General features: G+C 38.0%; 9 protein-coding genes. 4 read left to right on the top strand and 5 right to left on the bottom strand.

Features of this window, described 5'->3' with window-relative positions; genetic code table 11:
* From F607_RS33010 to F607_RS34205, 4 genes are all read right to left on the bottom strand, one after another.
* A partial coding sequence (locus F607_RS33010) for a calcium-binding protein (RefSeq protein ID WP_027709275.1) occupies positions 1 to 3,849 on the bottom strand: 3,849 nt, incomplete at its 3' end.
* Entirely contained in the window at positions 3,842 to 4,327 is a 486-nt protein-coding gene (locus F607_RS0118460; RefSeq protein ID WP_027709274.1) for a hypothetical protein, read from the bottom strand. The genes F607_RS0118460 and F607_RS33010, both read right to left, overlap by 8 nt.
* A 598-nt stretch (positions 4,328 to 4,925) precedes the next feature.
* Positions 4,926 to 5,123, bottom strand: a complete 198-nt coding sequence (locus F607_RS36145) for a transposase (protein WP_084611319.1) — start codon at positions 5,121 to 5,123, stop codon at positions 4,926 to 4,928.
* Positions 5,124 to 6,501: 1,378 nt separating this feature from the next.
* Positions 6,502 to 6,660: a hypothetical protein gene (locus tag F607_RS34205; RefSeq protein WP_157365525.1), complete on the bottom strand. Its 159-nt coding sequence runs from the start codon at positions 6,658 to 6,660 to the stop codon at positions 6,502 to 6,504.
* A 1,550-nt stretch (positions 6,661 to 8,210) separates the two neighbouring features.
* Between F607_RS34205 and F607_RS0118440 the strand changes: the two genes are divergently transcribed.
* The 3 genes from F607_RS0118440 to F607_RS35830 all read left to right on the top strand — a co-directional run bounded on the left by F607_RS0118440 (position 8,211) and on the right by F607_RS35830 (position 14,995).
* On the top strand, positions 8,211 to 10,478 hold the full coding sequence (locus tag F607_RS0118440; RefSeq protein ID WP_027709272.1) for a hypothetical protein: 2,268 nt from the start codon (positions 8,211 to 8,213) through the stop codon (positions 10,476 to 10,478).
* Between the two features lie 490 nt (positions 10,479 to 10,968).
* Positions 10,969 to 11,733, top strand: coding sequence for a substrate-binding periplasmic protein (locus tag F607_RS0118435; protein WP_038291793.1), 765 nt, complete (start codon positions 10,969 to 10,971; stop codon positions 11,731 to 11,733).
* A gap of 997 nt (positions 11,734 to 12,730) precedes the next feature.
* Complete coding sequence (locus F607_RS35830; RefSeq protein WP_027709270.1) at positions 12,731 to 14,995, top strand: PKD domain-containing protein; 2,265 nt, start codon at positions 12,731 to 12,733, stop codon at positions 14,993 to 14,995.
* Positions 14,996 to 15,440: 445 nt separating this feature from the next.
* Here F607_RS35830 and F607_RS30420 read toward each other — a convergent pair whose 3' ends face one another.
* Entirely contained in the window at positions 15,441 to 17,354 is a 1,914-nt protein-coding gene (locus F607_RS30420; RefSeq protein WP_051311618.1) for a family 20 glycosylhydrolase, read from the bottom strand.
* A 24-nt stretch (positions 17,355 to 17,378) separates the two neighbouring features.
* On the opposite strand from F607_RS30420, the gene F607_RS30415 reads away from it, so the two are divergent.
* The coding region (locus tag F607_RS30415; RefSeq protein ID WP_038291792.1) for a hypothetical protein at positions 17,379 to 17,580 on the top strand (202 nt) is incomplete at its 3' end.

The raw sequence follows: 17,580 nt of genomic DNA, 5'->3' as shown, positions 1-17,580 counted from the left end.
AAAGCCCTGGCTGAACTGATAGGTATCACTGCCCTCTTCACCGACTAAGGTGTCATTACCCACACCACCGATCAGGGTATCATTCCCGTCACCCGCCAGGATTTCATCATCACCGGCTCCACCTTCAATGGTGTCATCTCCACCATAGGTAGAAATCTTGTCATTACCCGCTAACGCCGATGCGTTATCCGCATCCGGTAAGCCAAATAAATGATCGTCGTTTTCTGTGGCAGCAGAGGCGGCTTGCTTCAGTAAATCGTACAGGTTAACCAACGTACCATCACTTAAATGGACTTTTTCGATTTGGCCCTCTGCTAACGTACCATCAAAATCAAAATAATTGGTGAGCTTAATTTCATCACCGGTTGGGTTGCCATCACCATCCAGCAGCACCACCCATACATCGGTTAACGTTCGTCTAAAACCAATATTCTCCTGTTTAATACCTTCGGCAAAATACAGGGTATCAACACCACTGGTGTCGTAAATGATGTCCTGACCATCGCCTTGAGCAAAAATATAATTATCATCACCATCCTGACCATAAAGGGTATCGTTACCTTTTTTGCCATGAATAATATTGATTTGATTATAATCTCGCAGGGTATTATTTCGCTCATCACCCGCGACCGTGTCGTGATTAATATATTCATTTAAACTAGGGTGGTTTTCGATAATTGAATCTAACGTAGCTTTTATATGTGTACTAATACACTCTGAATATACGCCTAAATTCTGCAGTGTATTAATTACAGCATTTAATTCTTCCACTTTATCAGGGCGATTTAAACTCACTAAATGCGCTTCGAGTGCTTTCTCATTAAGACGGAAATACCAGCTATTAGCCTCAAATAAAGCATGTAAAACGTCTTTATCAAAAAGAACTTGAGCATTTAATTGTGCAGTTACTGAGCGCTGGAATTTATCAAACTCTTGTTTCAAAATTGGCGCAGCACGGCCGTGAGGATTAGGGTCTCGCTCACCCCAACACCAGGTACCTAAATAAGATTTACCAACGATTTTTTCGAGTGTAATTAATTTACGCGCATCGATGACATGCCCATAATGGCTTTTTGGATCACGGCTATTTGGATCAACATCTGTGACACCCGCCCACTGATAAATAATATCTTGGACCATGTCATTTCGTTTTTGGTAGTCTTTCTCTTGAGTAAAAGCTTCAACCATTCCAACTAATTTATCATCCAAAGTCATTGCCTGACGTAAGTCTAATAAATTGCCATAGCCCCTTGAGTTGGGTAATGTCATCACTTTATAAGACCAATGAAATTTTTGTTTTGTTATTCGGTAGCTTGTATTAGTCTTAAACCAAACATCTGCTGAATTAGATGTATGTCCATCACTCCAAGTGACTTCACTGGTCTGACGATGCTCATTACCTTGGGCATCAATATAATTAGAATCTTCATAGACGGTTGAGAGGCTTTTTATGCCTACATCAGCAAGGCTGGCTAATTCATCTGTATCGGTCAGGCCGTTTTCGTTTTTATCTTGCCAAACACTTAATGATGAATAAATCGCATCCTGGGCATCAATAACACCGTCTTTATTATCATCAAATTCCGCTAACGCATCATAGCCGTGTTTCGCTTTTTGACCTGAAGCGAGTGTCGTCTGATTCCCAAATAGTTCAGCACCGGAATCCACGACACCATTATTATTTTTATCCCAGACCAATAAACCATCATCACGTGAGACCCAGCCTGTGGATTCAGCAAACGCATTAGCATCGTGATCAAAATAATGTTTATCATTTACGGAAAGAGTTTCGACACCATCATTATCAAGGTCAATAATAATAGGTGAGGTAACACTTTCTGATTTACCAAAACTTGGTTTTTCTGCTAATAAATCTTCTGGCGCAAAGTTATATTTATCATAATCTTTAATTGCAGATGGATCACTATGGTCATGCGCTTCATTATCAGAACCCAGTAACTTATCTCCCGGCCCAGCAAAACTAGTACCGTCTTTATTAACCTTCAATCCATCAGGTCTAGAGCCTGTTAAATCTATTGGCTTTTCCTTAGATGGCTTTATTGGAGTACCTGGACCCGAGAAGCTATTATCATTAGTCACCACTGTTCCTGGGGGTAACTCCGAAGGGCCTGTTAAGTCTACTCCTTTTTCACTAGATGGTTTTATTGGTGTACCTGGACCTGAAAATTTGCTCCCATCTTCAGTCGCCACAGTACCTGGAGGCAACTCTGATGGACCTGTTAAATCTATAGGTTTTTCACTAGACGGCTTCATCGGCGTTCCAGGACCCGAGAAGCTATTATCATCAGTCACCACTGTTCCTGGGGGTAACTCCGAAGGACCTGTTAAGTCTACTCCTTTTTCACTAGATGGCTTGATTGGTGTACCTGGACCTGAAAATTTGCTCCCATCTTCAGTCACCACGGTACCTGGAGGCAACTCTGATGGACCTGTTAAATCTATAGGTTTTTCACCAGACGGCTTCATCGGCGTTCCAGGACCCGAGAAGCTATTATCATCAGTCACCACTGTTCCTGGGGGTAACTCCGAAGGACCAGTCAAATCTATAGGTTTTTCCTTAGAAGGCTTCATTGGCGTACCACCGGTGAAGCTATTGGGTCCATCTTGAGTAACACCTGGGGGTAACTCAAATTTGTTACCATTTATAGAGATAGCTGTACTATCTATTACAGGATTCTGAGCTGAGTAATCAACCTCTTTACTACCATCTGGATGAATTAATTCTTTTTTTCCATCTTTATAAATAATAAGAATTCTATCATCAGGTAAATAGTATTTTTTTTGTATATCACCATACGGATCACCAGTTAGTTTTACACCATCGTTATAGTAAACTTCATAACTAAGATCATTATGAATTATGTATTTAGCTTTGCCTGGCACTTCAAACTCTATTCTATCTCCAGGAGATTCATTATAATTCTGGAACTCATTTTCTTTAAAATGAGTTCCATCAGGAAGATAAACATCAATACTTCCATCAGAATTTCTGACAACTATATCTTGAAAAATATCGCCTGTGTTTCCTACGAGACTCAGCCTATCATTAGAGCTATTATTTTTCCCACGATTCGATAATTCACTATTTTTTACTTCTATTTCTGATGTTTCATTTGAGGACGAATCCGAAGTTCCATTCTTTAATTCTTCTTCATCAGCAGTAACCACATCTATAAGATCTAATGGGTCCCAGGCTTTTAATTCTTCTTCCACCCAATCATCTAGTTTAATAGATACATATAAGCCACCAGCAATGATCAAAGCTCCAATGTAGGGGTGAAAGTAAGCTGCTATAGCAGTACTACCAGCTGTAACATAACCACCAGCTACGGCTCCACTTAAATTAGCAGCTGCTCCATAATAATTATTTTCCTGTAAGTTAGAGGATATTTGGTATAAGTCGATTACTGGACCGGCTGCTTCTGCCATTTTGCTTTTAAGTAGTAAATCTGCTTTTGCATAGTCAATTTTTAACTGTTTTTTCCAGTTTTCAATTCCTTTTTGTCTAATCTGCTCTGCCCACTTCTTGTACTGCATTGATTGATAGTCCCAAAATTCCTGAAATGCTTTTTCTCCTTCTATCCCTGCAATACTTGCTTTTTTAGCAATACCTGATGCAATGTCAGAGTAACGATCAAATACCTCAGAAAAGTGTTTGGCTTGTATTTCCAAAGACTTAATTTCTGCACCTTTCTTACCTGCTTCTTTTGCAAGCTCTTCTGCCATCTTTCCAAAAGCTTCATTTGAAATATCTAACCCTTGTTCTTCAAAAAAGCTAACAGAATCACTTATCGCCTTTTCTAGCAATTGTTTTTTTTCTTCACTCATTTTTATCACTCTTAAACAAATCAACTATTTTTTCTTTAAGTACGTATATAGGAAACCCAATAAAACAAGAAAGTGCTACATACACTAATAACACTATTAAAGAACCATAATAATTTTCACAATAAAAGTAATCAATAATACCACCAAATCCATCAGCAGAAGAATTGCCAAATGACTCACCATAAAACACATAACCAGAAACAACAAAAAAACTAACAACGATAGAGAAAAACGCTTTAAAACTCATACTCCTTACGTCCACCCTCATAAAAAAAACATATATAAAGGGAGACAATAATGAAAAAAAATAAATTACAGAATAAGCATTGATTACTGAACCTTTCCAAGCCACACAACTGGAAACCCTATCAAAAGCACTGATATTTTCCATCATCCACTGCATACTCTCATCAGAAATCATAGGAAAGAAGTACATAAAAATTAAAGAAAAAATATATACAATATAAAAAATTCGCATAAAATTTTATCCCATCATACAAAGCAAAATATTCTTCATTTTTACTATTCAAAACAAGATCAAACAAACTGCATCTTTAATCCATACACTTTTCAATTATTGGTTTAAGGAGTATATTCAACCCAACGATTTTACCTGTTTGCAAACGAGACAAAAGGACAGGTTTTTTCTCATATGGTAATTATCCGTGAGGATCTTAGCTTTATCTATGCAGCAATAATGTAAGTACCACCTATTATGCTAATATTAATTTGATATTTAATAAGAGTACCCCAACTAATTATTAAGCTTAGCATAAGAATTTCAAGAAAAGATTAAATATGATTAACCTTATTCCTGTTCTTTATAATTCGGGCTGCCTAAATATTATACACATATATAACTACTTTTGACCAAATACTGACAAACAATGTTATTGCTGCTTTTACTGATGTAAATTCAACGATTTCAATAGTTGAAAATTTCAAAGATGACTTCTTTTATGACCTATGAATACATTTTTTTAAATAAACTCATGGAGATTACAACAAAATAATTTAAAATGGTCGAACACCTATTATCCGTTCAGCACGGTGTTTACTTCAAATAGGGAAACTGCTTAAAATGCTGCTCGCCCTTTTAAATTTCCCATCAAATCTGATATTGACTTCTTTGGAAATAAATCCACAAACAGATGTACATGATCTAGCTGCACACTGAGTACTATTACTCTACATTTAAGCTGTTGACTATACACATCATATGCATCCTCTCCTTCCAAACAAAAGCAGTCAAAGTATATGAATCCACAGGCCATTACTTAGTTGAGCCAAGTCAACAATATACAACTAATATCACAATGTTTTTGAGATGGTATTAACTGTAAACTATATAGTCAACAATTAATGTACAAGTTTTAACCAAGCTCATGATTCTTAGGTATATGTCATTTTATTGTGACTCAAAGTCATTACAATCTAATACAAAATACAGCTTTCTACACCTGATGGTCCTTTGCTTATTCGAACTACTTGATCTGACTAATACTCTATATCGCAGTACTGACAGATGATACCATCAAGTCAACCGTTTGTTCTGATGAAATATTTCACTTTTTTCTATAATATAGAGCTTTAGTGCTAGTTAGGTATAGGCAAGGTTTGACTAATAAATGGCTACTTTAAATCGTTCAACAAACTACACTATCACAGATACATTTGTCATAACTACTATGTGGCTGAATCCATTGATCTCTATAGTATTTTTCTTCCAAAGTGCAAAAATTTTCAACAATTTTTCTCATAAAGGGATATTATTCATAACAACGAGCTACTGGGTAATGCTTTTACTCATCGTAGTACTTACTTTAATATCTTTATATCTAGCTTTATCAAAGTCATTAAAAATAAATCGATATGGTGCCTTATTTTTCAGTTTTTTGATTCCATCCTTCTTAACTTGCTACTGTATTTACCTAATCAGCAGTAAAATTGGCTTAGATGCTATATTAAAGCTGTATATTTAGCTAAGTGCGCATAAAATTCGTATCGCATTTCACCCTTAAGCAAATTTCAGAAGCATCTTTTTCCAAAGTCTGCATAATGCACATCGAACACGCTGTGAATCCATCCCTGGAAGCTTGATTGCCGCATCCTTGAGGCAAACAGTTCGGCAGCCTTTATAGAACTCTTAATATGTTGAGCTATTACTGCGACTGACTTAAGCACGATTGGGGTATAGGTTGCCAATACTTGAATTTATTTGTAAAGCAGGTTCCAAAAGCACTGTGAGCAGTAGAGACCAAGGATGGTCTTCTGCTGCAGGTAGAACAAATGAATTCAAGCATTGCATGAGCATAATCTCAGATCATCACAAACTCTTTTTATATGCGATTGTTCTGCCTGTGCCCCCACCACTGAACAAGTCAGTGCCACGATTAAGAACTTAATTATATTCTTGCTACAGCTGTACATAGAACTTACTACTTAATTAACAACGATTGTTACATTTAGGCTCAATTCCTTAAGCACCTCCAAATGAAAGGCGGCTAATAGTACATGATACTTGATTAAAAATCACACAGTTTTTATGGGTTAATCATGCCCAAACATTGTACAAGAGTGCAATATTTGGGTAGGAAGGTGCTAGCACTTAGCTACTAATAAACAGAAAAATCAAGAAGAGAGTACTTCTAATCAGGAGACCCTAAGATAGGCTGCTTCTAAGAGCACTGCCAGCTCTCCGTATTCCATTTCATAATCACGAGTAATATCAATTGACTCAACGGGCTGCTGACCTGCCAGTTCAAGCAAACACTTTAACTGATTGCCGGTGATTTCAACTATACCCTTCACGAATGATTTCTAGGTTTTGTTATCTTCTCTCCTCACCCCAATCACCTATTAATATAGGCTCATAGGGCTTCGTCACTCGATGGCCGCACCTAAAAACCATTCGCATTGGGTATATTCCCACTTTTTCTTCGATCTCGTTTGCCCCATTTATCTTTATGCACAGCTTTAATTTCTTCTACAACGCCTTCCGTATTATATAAAGAAAACATCCCTGGAACTCCCTTAGCTAAGGCTGCATAAACTATGCTTGATAATACAGCTGCAATTATTGGTATACCTATATCTCGACTTTGGCCATTTAGAAGCTAAGGCATTGCAGGTAAAGCAATACTGTTAGTGGTTATAACCTGAATTAACTCATGTCTAATGAAAACCATGATATGAATTAATTCTAACCCGTTGTTTCTAATAGCTTATTTTTAGCCGTCATGTGTATTCAATAATGGCCAAAGCCGAGTATATAAGTCACAAGATAAAATTTAAGCATCTTGAACTTGGTACGCTCTTTAGGATTTAGTTTTTCATTAAATGCATGTGAAGCGACAAGAATCGGCATCATGATAAATAAGTGTATCAACGCAATATTTTTAGCCCAATAACTAACCTGTTGGCTTGGATAGAAAATTGCGAAAAAATCGCCATAGACTGCAAAGATAAGGATTATATTGAAAAAAACAGCATAAATAGTGATTAATATTATCTTAAGTGGCATAGACCAAGACGTTTGCATTATTTCATTACAGTGGAATTTTTTGTGCTTTCCTAGAATTTATCATGACCGGAAATAACAATATTTAAGGGCATATTAAGCTAAGACAAAAGGCTGCAGAGTATAATTTTATACAGACACAAGTGTCAAGAACCATACATCAGTTAACAATGTTCTCATATTGAATGTACATGTGTGAAAGTATTTTTTTGGCTTATCTAAACTCGAGTCAGAACGAAAATACTATCAATGTAAAGTTGTAATTTTATATAACAACCTTACTAAACCAAATATATTTATATAAAAATATGAATAACTATAAAATACTTTAACAATCCATTCACCCTTTATCTATATTCGACTTAACATTTTATTAAGATAGCAAAATAGTAATATTACAACCAAAACAAGGCTTACCACTTCTCTCGAAATTAACCAGCGCTTTATTTATGTAAAATTACTAAAAAATCATTCAATATTAATACAACACTTTTTTCTTATATATGCTTCACATCAAACCGCCTTCAAACGCAACAAAAACTGGTGGTTTTTTAGTTTCTTTTCTGATATTTATTAGGTACTTAACAAGCACATCAATTGAACCATGGATCTATTTTTTATCATTAACAAACGAAAAAATCATAAAAAGACATCTTCAAGTTTTGTGATTCATAAGTAGTGTATAACTACTCTAAAAATTAGAATTTTAAACTATGCCATCAAGAGTAAACTTAAGATTAATTTTAAAATTATACTCAAACAAAAATCTTAGTTACTCACACAACAAGAACAGGAAGTTCATATCTTTAAAATTATGTGTAAAATAAGAGGGTTTGATGTAATGAAGCCGATACCCAAAATGTCCTCTCTTGGACTATATCTTTTCTTTGTATTACTTTTGTTGGCAGGACAATCCAATGCAAACCGATATCCAATTTATAATGTTTATTTAATCAATTATACTGAGTACGACATTCGTGTAGAAACGGAAGATGGGCATGCCGTGAAGGTTCCACCTGGCAATGACTCAGGCGAAGCCTATATTTCGCCCTGTGATTTTTCTCAGATATTTAATGCGAAGCATGTTTACCAGTTTCCACAGGAAGATAGAGCTATCAGAACACGCTTTGGAATTAGTGACCAAGGGCAATCTCCCTATATGGAGCTTCTGACCAACCCATTACAAAATAAGTTTAAAGTCGAAAAACGTCCTTCTACTTATGACAGCTTTACTGAGGATGTATCTGGGTGGGTCGATATTGATGCTCAGCAAAAATTAAATGCAGGATTAATTAATAGTGTATGGCTTGCGAAAAAACATGATGTGAATGCTAAAGGCTATAACAAAATCTATGCGCGTGTCGCAATGTTACCTATGAGTCCTGGCGCTGGATATCGCTTATTTGTCGCTCTTGTTCAAGCCAAGGATGACTTGGATAGCTTCTATGGCTATGCTAATGGCCTGGGTGCTCATCATTTTGGGCGTTTTATACGTGAAGTGCGGCTTATCAATAACACAGATTATGACCTTATGGTTAAAAAGGTCAAAGAAACGCCTGAACGCTATGATGTTCTAAAAACCTGGATGCGTGGGAAAAATAGTAATCAGTTACACCCTTGTAATCTATATAAAGGTGACAAGCTAGAAGATTTCTCCACAGATGATGATAATACCTACAAATATGAAATAGGTTTTATTTCGGAACCGACGCCTACTACAGGTACAATATCTACTATAGATGTTTCAGTTGATCTTAAAGATGATCGCTATAGGCTAGATAAAACTGAATATACATACCTCACAAACACCCTTACAGATAAAACAAGTACCCCCATTACCAATTGGCTTGACTCTTCATATCGTCAGCAAGCGCTTTATAGTTATTGGACACCTAAACACCACCAATTTGGTAAGCAACAAATTAGCGTTCATACTACGGTTCTATCGGATGTAATGTACGTTATTTTGTCACAGCAACAGCTTGACACTGATGACAATAACCCCAACCCAACGGACAACAAACAAGAAGTCGTGTTTAAAGGTGTCCGCTGGTATAACAAAGGTGGTGGTATTGTACATGAAACACCTCAAAGCTGGATTGCCCGTGGCGCTATGGAGTATGTATACGATGAGTCAAGATCAGACAAGCGCGTAAAAGAAGCTCGTTTTTTCACCGAAAATAATGGTATCGACTCTATTAGCACCTCTGCTCTAAGAAAATGGAACTTTGTTTATAGTAATAAAGGCGTTCTGGAAAGGGCGATTTATACTGTTTCCAGTATTAATACTATGTATCTTGACCTTTACTACGACGATCCTCATCAGCGCAGTGGACTCGATCAAAAAGATCTGGATAAAAAACTTTATCCAACACGTATCGTAAGATTTGAGTGTTCAGAGGCTGAATGTCGCAATAGAGCACGTATCCCATATAACCAACTTCCTGAGCTTTCAAGTGCAAGTAAACAGCAACATGGTTCTTATGGAGTGAGTATTAACCGCTCAGAGGGTTATCCTTACTTATTATCCTGGTATACGATTAGTTATAACTATGGCAGTGATAAATACGGCTATATTAATAATCCACAGCAAGAACGCATTACTAAGTACGACTTTTATCAAAACTGGTATGCAGGTGATATGTCTGAGTCCCATGCTATTGCACCGGGCTACATTCAGTTTGTGCGTGGTGAAAGTAACTTGCTTAAAGCCAAAAAAGTTTTTTCAAAAAACGCAACCGTAAGTACAGGTTATCCACAGACCCAACAGGATAACTTTACGTTCAAAAAGTACCATGGTAATAACTTTTTACATGAAATCAATGTTGATTGGTGGGTTAACGACGCTGATACCACCAAAATAACCAACCTAGTACAAGTAAAACCTATTTATATGCCTGAACCGTCCAGTTTAACCAATAGTGATTTTCGATTTAGAGATATCCATCCTATTGGTGAGATTATGCCTATTCACGATATGTGGATGACTGAGAGAGAAGCATCATTGACAACAATAGCTGATAGCTCTCCAACAGATAGCTCTGATGATGATGGAGACTCATTAAGTGATCAGTTTATTAACATCATTAAAGAAATTATGGACCAGTAGGTATCAGGTAGAAATAACTTTTGATGTACGCTAGTGACTGATAGTTACCAGATAATGTACATTCAATAGTTTTGCTGCATGGACGCAGCAACCAAGCCTGCAGAACTTGATTATAGGTGTATTGAAAAAAACTTTATAATTACCTTCTGACTCTTCTCTCGAATAACAATTAGAAAAAGCAATAAACTTCAATAAATCATTCTCTGAATACATAACCCCTCCCTCTTATTTCAAACGTTTGTATTTTTGCTTACATCTCGTAAAAAGACCAACGTTCGATTTTATTTAACAATTTGTATTTGATGAACATCTCATTATTGATAAATATCTTATTACTGATAAAATTGCTCAACTTTTAATAGGATAACTCACTAAAAGTGTTCTATATGCTATTAATCGTAAAGCACTATCATATCGTCACTGGATGACTTTATTAGTTTTTATGTATGGTCAAAAGTCACGTCTAAGCCACTTCAAATCGGTTACAATAATGTTGTTACGTACGTTTGCTACTACTTTAATTTGCTTATCTCTTAGCCAGGTTGTTCGTGCGAGTGAACCAGAATTCAAGCTGGTGACAGAGAACCTTCCTCCCTTTAACTACAGTGTTCGAAATAAGAGTTTTGAACATAAGCAAGAAAATATTAAGGGTATTTCTGTTGAAATAATTACTGAGTTATTTAAACGTACAGGTTTCAACTACTCTCTAAAACTAAGACAATGGAATCTCGCTTATTCGTACGCTCAACGAAAACCTTATCGAGGCGTTTTTGGTACAGTAAAAACTAAGGAAAGAGCAGATTCTTTTCAATGGGTAGGCCCACTACTTGAGAATAACTGGGTTATTTTCGCCAAAAATGACTTCAAAGAAAAAATAGCGCAGGAACACCAACTTAAAAAATACGAAATTGGTGGATACAAAGGGGATATACGTGTTAGCTACTTAAAGTCAAAGGGCTTCAATGTCACGGCTATCAGTAATGATCGTTATAACCCTCAACTGTTGGAGAATGATTTAATAGACTTATGGGTATCTGGTAGTTTTTCTGGCCCTCGTATTGCCAAACTATCAAAAATTAACGTTAAACCTGTTTATACAATTCGCAAAGCAGCTGTTTACTTGGCAATGAATAAAGACACTCCAAAAAAATATATTGATGTTTTAAATGCCGAACTTAAAAATATGCATGACGATGGTTTCATTGAGCGCGTTATGTCCTCTCATAAAGACGAACTGACTGTTTCTCAGAAATAACTGCATATCAAAAACATATTTAAAATAAATTTGGTAGACTACCTTAAGGAAACTTCTAAAAATAAGTAATTTTTTGGAAGAGCAAGGAAGCTTCTCAGGAAAGACCACCGTGTATAAAGAATATATTTGGGCTAAACAACTACTATATGCTTATCGATAGCAACTGCAGCTTCTTAAAAGCACGAACTAGAACAAAAGTACGAAACCGACACACCTATCACGAAAAAAGTGCACTTTTAGAGACACCTTTAATGGTATTCCATCTCAGTAATGTTGTTTTAATCAGCTAAACGATCAAGGATGATCTTTTAGCCCCCCTCTTCTCCCCTTTACTTACTTATAACTGTAGCTACATCAATTAACTATAACCACATCAATTTATCTCTGAGAAATATGCAAGATATTAATTCGCATTTTTTATGCCAAACAATACCAAAATAAAAATTTCGACTTACTCAATGTATATTATGTACTTTTACTGATTTTCTAATAGAGGCAATTTACGAAAGGGCTGTTATCTATTTCGCTAACTTCTAAACTTACCCAAACATATCTAACGATTGTGATTAAACCCTTTTTTTAATGATAAGTTTTTTGCTTAAATTTATTACAGTAGAAAACAGGAATCATGGTTTATTTTAAGTAAACATTACTTTAACCATATTATGGACAGATTCACGGAAGGGCACTCTATAAATAGTGAATTTCTAGAGGTGCCCGGAATATAAATAAGGAATGAAGACAGATAACTACGGCGTAGTGATTGCTGACAAAATAAGTAGGTATCAAGCATATAGCCATACCATACAACAAACTGTTGTTTATTAGTTCACATGTGTTTTCTAAAAAATTCACACTTTTAATATCTAAAATCAACAGCAAGTTCATCGTCAGCAAACTATGCACTGTACATCAGAATGATGTCTTTATTTTTGCTATACCAGCAACAAAATTGACACCAAATTAATAGAACCAGTTAAAATATTCAGGTTTTTACATGAATCCCAAACTGTCCAAATTACTCATTTACAGCACATGCTTTCTCGCATTGACAGCATGTGACGATGACGATAAACCCAAGCCTCCTGGTGATGGTGACCCACCTCAAACCAATCAAACACCTATAGCATCAGTAAATTATCAGTGTCAGCAATTAACATGTAGTTTTAGTGGTGCTGACAGCAAAGATCCTGATGGACAAATCGTTAAATATGTCTGGCAATTCGGTGATGGCCAAGGCTCTACAGAAATTTCACCACAACATACTTATACTGAAGCTGGCACTTATAAAGTCTCACTCATGGTAGCAGACGACAAGCAAGCTGCAGATAAAAAGACGATTGAAGTTACTGTCAAAAGCGATGGCCCTGGTGATGATGGTGACACACCAGGTGATGATCCCACAAATGCGAATAATGAATGTAACAACTGGGAAGCGAAACACAAAGACTGGATTTGGTGTGACGATTTCGAAGGTGGTCTCAGTTTAGCTGAAAAATACGGCAAAAATAGTGTTCAACAAGGTGAGCATAGCGATTCACTCACAACTACAGACAATGATGCGGCAAATGGTAAGCATGCCCTGGTACTCAAATGGGGTAAAGACCAGAAAAATGCGGGATCATTCCGTCGCAACTTTGGCTTAGTACCTTTCAACTCATCGGCTGATGATTTGGGTAAAACACCCTATCAGTCGGATAAATTCGAAGAAATATACTACCGTTTTTATATTAAATACCCTGAGAAACAGCAAGGATCACCTAAGAAACTCGTTCGTGCTGTTGGTGTTGCTGATGGTAAAAGTCAGTTTGGTCCACAGTCTTTTATAGCTGGCTTAATTCATAGTCCATCAGATGAAAAGTTAGCACTTGATACATGGACCGGCTTTGATACTACAAATCCCGACTCAACACTAAAGACTGTCAAATGGGATGATATTGATAACCTGACAGCGCTTTCTGACACTTCAGGCGATGATGATATTCCTCCACCACCACCTCCAGGCCAGAAAAATGTAGCAGACCCTGATGATGATGGAGACATTCCCCCACCTCCGCCACCGCCTGGTGATGGGGATGATACATCTGATGATGGGGATATTCCTCCACCTCCACCGCCAGGAGATGGCGACGATGGCGGAGATATTCCTCCTCCGCCTCCACCCGGAGATGGCGATGATGATGGTGATGGTGATGGTGATGGTGATGGTGATGGTGATGGTGATGGTGATAAACCTGATGATCCAAATACTCCAATTCCTCCACCACCAGGTGATGGCGATAAGCCAGGGGATGGTCAAAACCCATTAACAAAAGGTCAGTGGCATTGCGTTGAGGTTAAAGTCAAGCTCAACTCAACAGAACCATACGCTAGCAATGGCACTATGCAGGTCATGATTGATGGTAAGCCGCAAGATGAATTAACGGCTGGAGATCTCAACTGGACAGGAAAATGGCGTAATTACGGTATTAATGCAATCCAGTTTGAAAGCGTTTGGGAAAACAACAGCGATCAGGAACGTCAAAGCTATATCGATTCCTTTGTCATTTCAAAGGCACCCATAGGTTGTCATAAAGGTGATGGTGATGGTGACAACCCTGACGATCCAAATATTCCACCACCTCCGCCTCCTGGGGATGGCGATGACGATGGTGACAACCCTGACGATCCAAATATTCCACCACCTCCGCCTCCTGGGGATGGCGATGACGATGGTGATAACCCCGATGACCCAAATATTCCACCACCTCCACCTCCAGGGGATGGCGATGACGATGGTGATAACCCCGATGATCCAAATATTCCACCACCCCCACCTCCTGGGGATGGCGATGACGGAGATGATTCAGGGGATGATGACTTGCCACCTCCACCGCCACCGCCACCGCCAGGTAACCCTGATGATGATGGTGATAAACCCAACGATCCGGATATTCCACCACCTTTACCGCCATCAGGGCCTGATAAGGGTGACGAAAAACCCACAGCACCCACTGGCTTGTCGATTTCAGTTTCAAGCGTGAATGGTCAAAAAGCAGTGACGCTGCAATGGCAAGATACAAGCAACAATGAGCTTATGTTTGTCATTCAAAAGCGTGAAAAAGGGAAGGACTGGCAATACCTAAATACTGTTGAAACCAATACAACACAATTTATTGATAAAACAGTAGAGGCCGGAAAGACCTATGAATATCGGGTAAAAGCCACCAATAAAACCGGTGACTCCAACTTTAGTAATGTGGTATCTGGATCTGCCACTTAGTCAAAAAAATACCCACGACAGTGGGCTGTAAATAACTATAAAAAGGGCTGTTAAACAGCCCTTTTTTTTATCAGCTATACCCTTCACGAATCATTTTTATGTGCGCTATCCATAGCGCTCACCCTAACGGGCCAGCGAAGCTGTTCTAATGTGTTCCCGACACATTAGTAGGGTTTGTTGTCATCGCTCTTGACCACCAAGGATGGTGGGAATGCAGTTTATGCATAATGACATGGATGTCATATAGTAGAGCAATGCAGGAGCTATTGCCGAGGAGCATTTAACGGCCACCCCAGTCACTTATTAATATAAGCTCCGGGGGCTTCATCGCTTGACGGCCCAGCTAGCACCATTAAAAAACTGTTGATGCTATCGCTAGTCTTAACAGACCAGACTAGCCCCACTAAAAACCCTTCGTTTTGGGTATATATCTATTGAGAATTATTTATGGCGATAACACCGTTGTCCGACTACTCCGCCCATTTGTGGAAAATGTTTTTAGTTTTATTTGCCCTGCTACTGGGTCAAATGGTTGTTGATACTTTTGAGACTTCAATGATGGCTCACTGCCATCAACGGTATAACGTATAGTCAAACCAGGAAAAGCTGTATTAGCATGTATTTTACCACCAACCAATTTAGCACCAGGCAACGGTAAGCGATAATGGTATCCTCCCTGCCAACGATCCAAGCGTGGTAATTCATAACTGCCCATACGAAGCGCAAACTGTTGCCAATGTTGATTTAATTTTGAAAAGCGTTTTTTTCTATCTTGCTCGTCAGCCCATGTCGGCTGATTTGCCCATGCTCTTTCAGCCAGTGCAATTAATTTAGGTAATGCTAAATACTCTAATTGCTCAGCAGATTTAATATTTTCACTCCATAATTGTCCCTGTATTCCTAAAATATTATTTCGTTTATCTACTTGTAAGCGTGTACTATTTTCCCACTGATTATCATTTAATGAGTTACCCATCCGGTCCTGCCAAGCCGATTTAAAAATATCAAATGGAGTAAACTCAAAGACAGTACGCGCATTCACAAATCCTGCCCAATAATAACCTAATTCATCTGGGTCTTTTTGATATGCTAAATCAAAATATAAATTTGTAGCATTGGCGAGCACAACAGGAAACCCTGCGTTAGCCAGTCGATATCCATAGTCTTCTGTACCCCACCCCCAAACATTATTCCATACATAAGGGCGCATAGAACCTGGTTCAATCATTGGGTTAATGATTACTGAATCATCATCTTTAACAAAAGCAAGCTCTTCCCAACCACCAGTTTGTTTACGATAAACCTGTACCATTTGATGTACATTATAAACAAACTGACGCTTAAGCCTTTCAACCTGCTGATCAGAAAGTTCTTCAGTACCACCATATAATGCCGTACACGCAGGTGATTTCCGCCAAACACCTTCAGGTACTTCATCACCTCCTAGATGAATTACTGGCACCTCAACACCCGCTTCCTGATACATCCAGTGCAACTCAGCTAATATTTTATTAATGAATAAATAAGTAGAAGATAGGCAAGGATTAATAACATTGTCATGCCAACCCTGAACAGATTTATAAACAGACATATCCTGTAAATCACTGAGTAAGAAGCGAGCAGCTTGATCTATCAACCCTTCCTGCTGTAAACGAGCATAACGCGCTTCCATTGATTTGATTGCAGCACGAGCATGCCCAGGAAAGTCTATCTCAGGTATAACGGTAACGTGATGACGCTGGGCATAACGCAGCAGCTCAATAAATTCTTCTCTTGTGTAAAAGCCTGAACCATTGTTGCTATCTGGAAATGGACCTGATCCAAAAGAAGGCACAAGATGTTTTACTTCATCAAGTGTATGCCCTCTTCGACCACCAACATCGGTTAACTCTGGAAGCCCAGGTATCGCTATACGCCATCCTTCATCATCCGTTAGGTGCAGATGCAATTTATTTAACTTGTATAGCGCTAACACATCTATCAATCGCTTAACCGTTGCTAAAGAGCTGAAATGTCGAGCCACATCAAGATGTACACCACGGTATTCAAACCGAGGATAGTCTTTAATATGCATTACAGAAAATAATAAATGCCTGTGAGCTTCTTGTTTAACGGTATTACTTAAATAATTTTCTACTGGAGCCAAACCTAATAATGTTTGTATACCATAAAAAATACCTGCAGGTTTTTCAGCATAAATATTTATACCTTGCAGTTTATCAATTGTTAGCTCATAACCATCATTAACAATCTTAGTTGATTGTTGATTAATTCTTGATTGGTTAATTAAACAAATACGTGTCCCCTCTGCAACCGTGCGTGACTCCCCCCAGCCCTTGCTGTTAGCCTTTTCCTGCATCGTTAATAGTTCAGGAGAAGCACCGTGGAAGCCGATTCACCCACAGATATCCCTTTAACTTTGGAAGACGTCAAGGCTAAGTTTGAAGCCTGGCGGCAGCGTCCTAAACCCCGTAAACCCTTCCCTAATGCATTATGGCATGATGTCTTTCGACTGCAGGAGCAGTATAAACTGACGAAGATATTAACGACATTACGTCTTACCCGTGCTCAATTTATGCATAAGC

This window comes from Zooshikella ganghwensis DSM 15267, assembly GCF_000428585.1.
Lineage (GTDB): Bacteria > Pseudomonadota > Gammaproteobacteria > Pseudomonadales > Zooshikellaceae > Zooshikella > Zooshikella ganghwensis.
The sequence above is the reverse complement of the archived record's forward strand: the minus strand, read 5'-3'. Positions and strand labels throughout refer to the sequence as shown.

Excerpts from the sequence above, each read along its gene's own strand:
- F607_RS0118460 (WP_027709274.1), bottom strand. The coding sequence starts at position 4,327 with ATGCGAATTTTTTATATTGTATATATTTTTTCTTTAATTTTTATGTAC.
- F607_RS36145 (WP_084611319.1), bottom strand. The coding sequence starts at position 5,123 with ATGGCCTGTGGATTCATATACTTTGACTGCTTTTGTTTGGAAGGAGAG.
- F607_RS0118440 (WP_027709272.1), top strand. The coding sequence starts at position 8,211 with ATGAAGCCGATACCCAAAATGTCCTCTCTTGGACTATATCTTTTCTTT.
- F607_RS0118435 (WP_038291793.1), top strand. The coding sequence starts at position 10,969 with ATGTTGTTACGTACGTTTGCTACTACTTTAATTTGCTTATCTCTTAGC.
- F607_RS35830 (WP_027709270.1), top strand. The coding sequence starts at position 12,731 with ATGAATCCCAAACTGTCCAAATTACTCATTTACAGCACATGCTTTCTC.
- F607_RS30420 (WP_051311618.1), bottom strand. The coding sequence starts at position 17,354 with ATGCAGGAAAAGGCTAACAGCAAGGGCTGGGGGGAGTCACGCACGGTT.